This is a genomic window from Rubrilithobacter danxiaensis, from assembly GCF_047272945.1.
Lineage (GTDB): Bacteria > Bacteroidota > Bacteroidia > Sphingobacteriales > Sphingobacteriaceae > Rubrolithibacter > Rubrolithibacter danxiaensis.
In genome coordinates this window covers 1-7,508 of sequence record NZ_JBKOPS010000025.1, presented here as the reverse complement: position 1 = coordinate 7,508, position 7,508 = coordinate 1, and the positions used below count along the sequence as shown (strand labels likewise).

General features: G+C 35.5%; 8 protein-coding genes. All 8 read right to left on the bottom strand.

Translation table 11 applies throughout. The features are described 5' to 3' along the window. Positions 1 to 192: 192 nt before the first annotated feature. Positions 193 to 846, bottom strand: a complete 654-nt coding sequence (locus tag ACLCDL_RS17750; RefSeq protein WP_423149758.1) for a hypothetical protein — start codon at positions 844 to 846, stop codon at positions 193 to 195. A gap of 1,002 nt (positions 847 to 1,848) precedes the next feature. Next, on the bottom strand, positions 1,849 to 2,166 hold the full coding sequence (locus tag ACLCDL_RS17745) for a hypothetical protein (RefSeq protein WP_423149757.1): 318 nt from the start codon (positions 2,164 to 2,166) through the stop codon (positions 1,849 to 1,851). 503 nt (positions 2,167 to 2,669) lie between these two features. Continuing rightward, entirely contained in the window at positions 2,670 to 3,998 is a 1,329-nt protein-coding gene (locus ACLCDL_RS17740; protein ID WP_423149756.1) for a HEPN/Toprim-associated domain-containing protein, read from the bottom strand. A gap of 174 nt (positions 3,999 to 4,172) precedes the next feature. After that, positions 4,173 to 4,640 carry a DUF695 domain-containing protein gene (locus ACLCDL_RS17735; RefSeq protein ID WP_423149755.1) on the bottom strand — a complete coding sequence of 156 codons (468 nt, stop codon included), beginning with the start codon at positions 4,638 to 4,640 and terminating at the stop codon, positions 4,173 to 4,175. Between the two features lie 154 nt (positions 4,641 to 4,794). Further along, on the bottom strand, positions 4,795 to 5,412 hold the full coding sequence (locus ACLCDL_RS17730) for a hypothetical protein (protein ID WP_423149754.1): 618 nt from the start codon (positions 5,410 to 5,412) through the stop codon (positions 4,795 to 4,797). A 138-nt stretch (positions 5,413 to 5,550) separates the two neighbouring features. Further along, positions 5,551 to 6,030 carry a hypothetical protein gene (locus tag ACLCDL_RS17725; RefSeq protein ID WP_423149753.1) on the bottom strand — a complete coding sequence of 160 codons (480 nt, stop codon included), beginning with the start codon at positions 6,028 to 6,030 and terminating at the stop codon, positions 5,551 to 5,553. A gap of 161 nt (positions 6,031 to 6,191) precedes the next feature. Continuing rightward, positions 6,192 to 6,737: an LSm family protein gene (locus ACLCDL_RS17720; RefSeq protein ID WP_423149752.1), complete on the bottom strand. Its 546-nt coding sequence runs from the start codon at positions 6,735 to 6,737 to the stop codon at positions 6,192 to 6,194. 139 nt (positions 6,738 to 6,876) lie between these two features. Continuing rightward, a complete protein-coding gene (locus tag ACLCDL_RS17715) occupies positions 6,877 to 7,350 on the bottom strand; it encodes a hypothetical protein (protein WP_423149751.1) in 474 nt (157 codons plus the stop codon). Between the last annotated feature and the right edge of the window lie 158 nt (positions 7,351 to 7,508).

Below are 7,508 nucleotides of genomic sequence, written 5' to 3'. Positions count from 1 at the left end.
TTAACAAAAGAAAAAGAAGCAAAAAGAAAATTTCTAACAACAATAACGGTAGTCAATATTCTGTGATATTTTGTTATTGTAAATCTAAAGGCTGTTGCGTATTAAGAGCACTAACACAACAAGTCTAAACTAAAGTAATAGAAAGATCTGAATTTACATAAATCACTGAATAGCAATAGCTACAAGCTCTTGTTAGTTGCCGTTGTCTATTAATACCCTCTTGAAGTTCAGAGCTTTGACTTCTTCATTCGCTATCGTTGCTAATTGTGCCCACAGATTGTTGTTGTTCTCTTCGTAATTGATGTTGACTGCTTCAATTTCAAATATTCTCTTCGACAATGCGTCACTATTAACTAAAATTTCCCGTTCTTCAGTCCCTAATCTAAGCGTCAACGTCATTTGCACAATGTGTTCGTCGTAAGTTGTTAGTGTTTTCCCTTGTTTATCCCGGTATTGAAAAGGCTTAATTTCAGGAGCACGAAGAATTGATTGTCTCCCAATGAAATGACTGATTTTGGAGTTTTCGAGCTGGACTGAGTCAAATAGAATACATGGATGGAGCTTTTGGGCGTGCATCAGACCTTTTGAAAGCCAAAAAACGTAGGCTGCTTCTCTTGCTTCACAGGCTAAAGAATCAATTTGTTTTTTTGTTGAGCCTTTGGGGATATTAAAAAGATTATACCCATAACTATTGCGTTGATAAACAAATATTGTGTCTACTCCCCGAGATCTTAGCTGTGTAGAAAGCAGCTTTATCTTTCCAGCCACTTTTCCCTCACCTTTCAGACCTTGCGCTTGAACCTTGGCTATTGTTAAAACTATTAAAAAGAAAAGTATTTTTTTCAAGTTCAGCTATAATATTTAATTAGATGGTTTTAGAAGAAAATATCCATAGTGGCGCTAATGGCAACTAACGGTTTGCAGGTTTGAGAAATTGCGGTTTTACTTGCAGAACCTCTGTCAGCCCGCAGTGAATTTAGTGAAAAGTGATGAAGAAAGTGTAAGCACTTCGCCCCGCAATTTTGCAAACCTGTTGTTATAAGTAGGTGTGTTTTTTTCATATTATATTCAAGTATGTTTTGGTTCAGTTCGGTCAATAGTAAAGTAGTTTTTCCTTTTCAACTTATTTGTGAAAACCAGAAAAATTCGGTCGGCTAATAGTTCGGACCGCCTAAAAAACCAATCGAAAATGTCGTTCAACAAAGCAGTTTAGTTGAGCCTCTTGGTCGGTCTGAAACTTGATTGTTACACCATGTGATTTCTATTTTGTTTATTCGGCTCGGTCGGCCTAATTTTGTGATTGTTCGACTTTTTTAATAAAATTAAAACATAGATAATAGACCAGAAACATAGGAACACTACTAGTTGAGTATTCAATATTTTATCTAATGAGTTTGATTCGGTGTACATAATACCAAAACTATATATAGTAACGGGAAAAGTAAGGAGAAGTCCACCCCATGAAATTGGAGTATAGAACCCAGATTGCGGATATAACGAAATCAAACTCAATGTACCTATGCCCACATATAGAAATGAGATTACAAAGGATTTAATTATTGGGTGATAGTTCGTCGTTACCATTTTATCTTTTAATTATAACCTTAAACAAATCTTTGCTGTTTAATCGATTCTACATGTCCGCCATCTGCATTGCGGGACTTTCATTCACTGATGCATTTCGTTCGGGAAACACTTACTTATAACGTTTTGGGTATTGCCGAAGGCGGGTATTTTTAGCACTAAAGCTCAATAGAAGAACGAAAGTTGAATCTTGCACAAGTGTCCAATCGAAGCCGTTCAGCCCCGCTTTTGGCAATACCTTGTTAGCGGTTCGGCTTTTTTGTCTTACCATTGTTTTGTTACCGTTTTTAGTTTGTCATTATCGAATATTAGCAAAACTCGGTCAAGAGCAACAGTGTCCGATTTGAAGTTCATAAACTCGTAAAGTCTATGGTCTTTAAGCTCTGTTTTTATTTGTGATTTGGTCAAGTTGGTTTTGTTAATGATTTCTATTATTTGTTCAAGGTCATTTTTTGTGTCTGAATATCCTTCCTTTTGATATGTCAATGTAACGGCTTGGTCAATGATTGTATAAACGCTAATTGCTATTACCAAAAGTAGAACTGTCAAACAAGCCCAAAATGCTATTTTCCAATTATTCATTTTTTGATAGTTGTTTAGTTAGCAAATAAAAAACGTAAACTCTCAAAAATCCAATAATTATCATAATCAGATTGTCGGGACTAATTGGTCGTTCATTTATGAAGAACCAAGCAACTTCAAAAAGAAATGCTCCAAAATAGATTGTCGCAAAAGTTCTGTTTTTAAGTCCGGTAGAAAATGTCAAAAGAAATATAAACAGTTCAACGAAAAAATAGACCGAAAGAATTTTGTGTGTATAGTCTGTTGTCCCAATATGAAGTAAGTAAGATTGAAGTCCCGCAAGTCCAACAGTTAGAATTGTCAAATATGATGCTTTGTTGAAATGTTTCTTCATTGCTTGCTGTTTCGTCTTTTAAGCTGACCGCTAACGTTTTGCAGATTTGCGATGGGCGGGCTTTTCCGTACGAATGTTCATTCGGAGCACAAAACTTTTGGCTACTTCAAAACTGTCTGCCGAGCACGAGACCCCGCCTATTGCAAATGCGCTGTTATGTGAAGTTGCTTTAGTTTTCATCATTATCGGTGTTGAAGGCGTTAAATATTGTCTGTAGTAATTCGTTCAATTCCGTCCAGTCGTAATTGATTGTTTTGGTGGGGTCGTTCAAGCAATCATCAATTTTTGTCTGAAATTGTTTTTGTACTCCTGATTTATCAATTATTTCTCCTTGATATTTTCCGAGTGTTTGGTCATAACCTTTCCATTGAACAGGAATTAGTTGTTCGTCCTTGCTCAAGATGTCTTTTCCTAAATACAATTCTATACTACATGCCAAACCATTAATATTCATTTGAGAAATTCCGGAAGGTCCTAAGGTTGGATAATTTTCGGCAATTTTAATATTGGGATATTGAAGAATCTTGATATTCTTTGGAATGATTGTCTTCTGAAATCCTCGAAGCGCAGATTCAGCCGCTGTGTCATTGTCGAATAATGCAATAACTCTATTTTTTATTCCAGCACCAACAAAAGATTTTACACTTGCAACTAAAGAACTTGCACTGCCGGACGCATTTGATATTCCAAAGTCCATAAATGAATAATAACCTGTTAGATGAGGATATAATACCTTCATTGCTCCTTGAAGAATTTGAATATCAGATGAACCTTCTGTAAGTATTAGAAATTTCTCTCCAAGTTCGTAGTCGTAAGTAATGTTCTGAATAGTGTCTTCGTAAATATTTTCTATTTCCTCTTCGTAATACTCTTGGTCAATAAGTTCTGTTATATCATAGGTTACTTTTTTGTCGGCTGGAGTAAGCTCTAGTAATGAACGTAATAAAACTCTTTGGTCATAGTTATATGGAAACTGGTCAAATCCATGAGCGTATTCAAGAAGGTAAAATATTAAGGGATTTGTTTCTTTTGGTAAATCTTCTACTTTAACTGTATATCTATAACCGTTATCAATAATTTCTTTACTAGCTGCTAAAAAGTCATTGAATGAGGATTTCTCCAGCAGTTCCTTTTCCAATTTCAATTTAGCTTCAACTTCGGGATTGCTTGTAAAGTTTTTGTCATTTAAGTAGCCTGTCAGTCTTTCGATAGATTCTTCCTTACTAGTTTCAAATTCAGACATTGCCTTCTTCAAGGTGAAGCCCATTATTTCTAGGCGGTCTTTAATGTTTTTAGCCGTATTCGAATACTCAACTGCGTGTTCAGTTTCGTCATCAGAGTCACCACGACCATAGAGCAATTGATTTCTCTCGCCAACAAGTCGGTCAAAATGGTTTAAATCCTCTGGTTGAAAAAGCGAAAGAATGAATGGGTCAATTTCATTCTTAGTCGTTGAAATCGGATAGTCTGATATATAAAGCTCACAATATTGTCCCATTAATTTTTCCTAATGTCTGTTGTCGTGCAATTTCACATAACGTTAAGTGTTTATATTGTGCCCGCTTAAAAGCACTTCCGTGTCGAGCTGCACTAATGTAATTAAAATGCTGAAAACTTCGAGAACCACGTTACCCGGGCATAATTTAAACATGATGTTAGCCACAGTTAATTTTTAGTCAATAAACGCAGATACCTTATTCCATTTTTTATCTTCTTCTAAATAAAAGTCGATAGGTCGTACGGCACAAATTTCGTCAAAGAATATTTTTGTCTTCTCTTGGTCGAAGTTGGGCTTGTCTAAATAATAAAAAATATCTCTAAATCCATTTCGAGTAAGTCTTCCAATAAAATGAGCGACATGATTCTCTTTAAAGAAAGCGTCTACTTTATCCTCTAAGTCATTCAAAACTTCGGCTTCTTCGTTTGTCGGATGCCCATTTTCGTTTTTATCTTGAATTTCAAAAAGCACTTGGGCACACCAAGGGAAGAATTTCTTGTTCGGATAATTATTGTAAGCTTGGTTGATACTCGCCAGTGCTAAAGAGTTATCAACTTCTAGTCTTAAAATACTGAAGCTTTGTTCTGGAAAAATCGGCTCGACAGGTTTGTCGCTATTTCGTCGGAATAAGTTATTTAGCATGGTCTTGTTTAATTGTGGCTAATAACGGTTTCGGGCTTTGCGTTCGGGCGGGATTTATAGCTCGAACTTTCAATTTATTACAAAAGTTAATTAAAAGCACTGACTTCCAAATGGCACGTCAACCCGCCTGACGCAAAACCCGTGTTACCAGCAGTTATTTTTTCAGTTTATCTATATATTGCACCCAAAGTTTTTTAAATTCTTCAGATTGCTTTTCGGTCAAATTCCCATGAACTTCTGCAAAAATTTCTCCAGTTAATTGGTTAAGTATCCAAGACGCTCTACCTGCAATTGTGAATATGTCTTCCGTTATGGAGCCACCATGACCATAAAATTCCAAATCGCTTGTTCCGAGCCTATCCCATATGATAAGGTCTCCGGTATTTGTCAAACCAATTTTTCGCTTGTCTGAAAGCCTTGCTACCAAAAAAGGAAATGCTTTTTGGTAGTTATTTATACACCAACTTTTAGCGGAACCAATTTGGGAGAGTTGAGTTGCAGTATCAATTATTGCTAAGGCGTCTTTGAGGCCAAAGGTGTCGGAATATTTATTACCATACCAATCTCCTAAAAAACCTGTCCTTTCTTTGTCGACCTTTATCCATTTTTTAGGTTTCTTGAAATTGTCAGGTAGTTGGTATTTATGAAAATTTGTGTCAAGAATAGAAAAATACTGAAAAGTATCTCGCTTAATTGTCAGATCAATATTTGTCTGACCATAAGTCAACGAACTCGTCAGAACTAAAATGTATGTTGTTAGATGTCGTTTCATAATTGCTGGTAACGATGGGCAGGTTTAAGAATTTGCGGTTTTACTTGCAAGAACTTGTCTGCCCGCACTAAATTTAATAAAAAGAGATGAAGGTGCATAAAGCACTTCGCCCGCAATTTTTTAAACCTGTGGTTATGCCTAGTTTTTTTCTATACGTTCAATATCTAATATGTCAGACAACCTATTTACACTGCTTTTTGATAATTTTTTGAAGGCTAATTCTATAAAAAAGAAACGTATAAAAATGAACATTAAAATTGCAGTAAAAAGAGTCATTATTGAAAATCTTCCTTTTTCTGAAATTAGGTCGGCAATTAATAGAACAATTGGAAAACATAAAATAATGCTTAATAAAATCTGAAAAGCTTTGTTAATACTAATGTTCAGTTGTCCGTTCTGATTGTCGACTTTACCTTTTAAAACACAAAACGCACCTTTCCCAATTTCAGATGAGATTATTATAAATGTATTGTCTTCTATCATTCCACGAAATGATTTGTCGGTTATTTGTGAAGTCAAACTTTTGGAAAATTCAGTGCGTCTTTTTAAACGTTCAATAGCTTCTATTTCACTTGTAGTTATTTTAAAATTGTAATCACTTTCTGGAAATATTTTCATTGTTAGGTCGTGTTTTAAAATTAGGCATAACGGCTAGGGCTTTGCGTTCGGGCGGGTTTCGGAGCACAAAACTGTCAACCCGCACTGACTTGAATAGAAGCACAAAGCTCCAAGTTTGCACTTCACCCCGCCTGACGCAAAACCCGTGTTATGCCCAGTAATTATTTCCATTCCCATTTTTCGTCTGTCTCATATTTAATTTCCAAGTAGGTCGCAAGTTCTTTTAGTCTCACTTTCACGCTGTCAAAGTTTGCTATTTTGTCTTTTGGTAAAATTAACGATTGTCCGCCCTTTAGTCTTACGAAAATGGTCGTAGGTATTTCACAAATTTCTTCTAATTCTGTTGTCAAAACTTTGCTCTCACTACCGTTGTCCTTTGCTAAAATAAAGTCATTGTTGAACTCTAAAGTTGCAATTCTGCCAAGTCTGTCTTTATAATTTTCTTTAATGAAGCCCTTGTAATGTTTGATATAGTGTCGTCTTTCCCAAAGTGGATAAATTAGAAACCATAGAAGTCCGATAATGAAAAATACTATTGTCAATGAAACTTCTTCTTGAAAGAGAAATAGAACTCCAAAGGCAACATAAATTAGTGGCACGATAACTTTGCTTCGTTTTCTTTTTCTTTTAATGCGGTCAGACTTTGAGGCAAGAAAAAGTTGATGTGTCAAGAAGTCGTTTTCGTCAATTTTATACTCTATCGTCATTGTCTTATATTATTGGGCATAACGATTAAGGGTTTGAGTTGTGCCCGATTAATAGCACTTCCCTGTCACCCAGCACTAAAGTAATTAAATTGCAGAAAACTTCAAGAACCACCTCGCCGGGCATAACTCAAACCCGATGTTATGGGCTGGTGTTCTTTTCTCGCACTAATTTTTCATAAAAGTCTTGGTCAAATAAATGAACCAGCCGTTTAACATCTGTGTCTTCTAATTTATAGCCTCCGCTCTTTCGATAAAGGTCGAACGCTCCATTCAAATTAAGTTTGGTTTCTTTTTGGCTGAACCAGCTGTCGTCTTCTTTATAAGCAAGATAATATTCGTTGTTTTTCTTCAAGCCTTTTATTGAAATTTTGATATAGTAAGCAAACCCGTTTTCTGCGCTTCCAGTTGTATCTGTGATGTCAAACACAATTTGAGGATTAGTAGTCGATATCTTCTGTAGGTCTTGAGCAAATTGACTCATACTACCTGAATATTCATACTTTTTGAGTGGGGGATAAACTCTCGTGAAGTCGTAAATAAAATAAAGGAATAGTCCGAAAAAAATTATTATTCCAACTAAAAATTCTTTTCCGTTTGAGTCTCTCAATTTCATTCAGTCTGGTTTGCATTAGCTTGGTTTTTTACACTTGCCCGCTAACGGTTAAGGCTTATTGATTTCTATGATTCAAGCAACTAATTTATTGTAATTTTTTTCATATTTTCTATCTTGTTTTACACAGGCAAATACTCGTAGTATTAGCTTGTTCCTTA

Coding starts and splice junctions, on each gene's coding strand:
- ACLCDL_RS17740 (WP_423149756.1), bottom strand. CDS start 3,998: ATGGGACAATATTGTGAGCTTTATATATCAGACTATCCGATTTCAACG.
- ACLCDL_RS17745 (WP_423149757.1), bottom strand. CDS start 2,166: ATGAATAATTGGAAAATAGCATTTTGGGCTTGTTTGACAGTTCTACTT.
- ACLCDL_RS17730 (WP_423149754.1), bottom strand. CDS start 5,412: ATGAAACGACATCTAACAACATACATTTTAGTTCTGACGAGTTCGTTG.
- ACLCDL_RS17715 (WP_423149751.1), bottom strand. CDS start 7,350: ATGAAATTGAGAGACTCAAACGGAAAAGAATTTTTAGTTGGAATAATA.
- ACLCDL_RS17735 (WP_423149755.1), bottom strand. CDS start 4,640: ATGCTAAATAACTTATTCCGACGAAATAGCGACAAACCTGTCGAGCCG.
- ACLCDL_RS17720 (WP_423149752.1), bottom strand. CDS start 6,737: ATGACGATAGAGTATAAAATTGACGAAAACGACTTCTTGACACATCAA.
- ACLCDL_RS17725 (WP_423149753.1), bottom strand. CDS start 6,030: ATGAAAATATTTCCAGAAAGTGATTACAATTTTAAAATAACTACAAGT.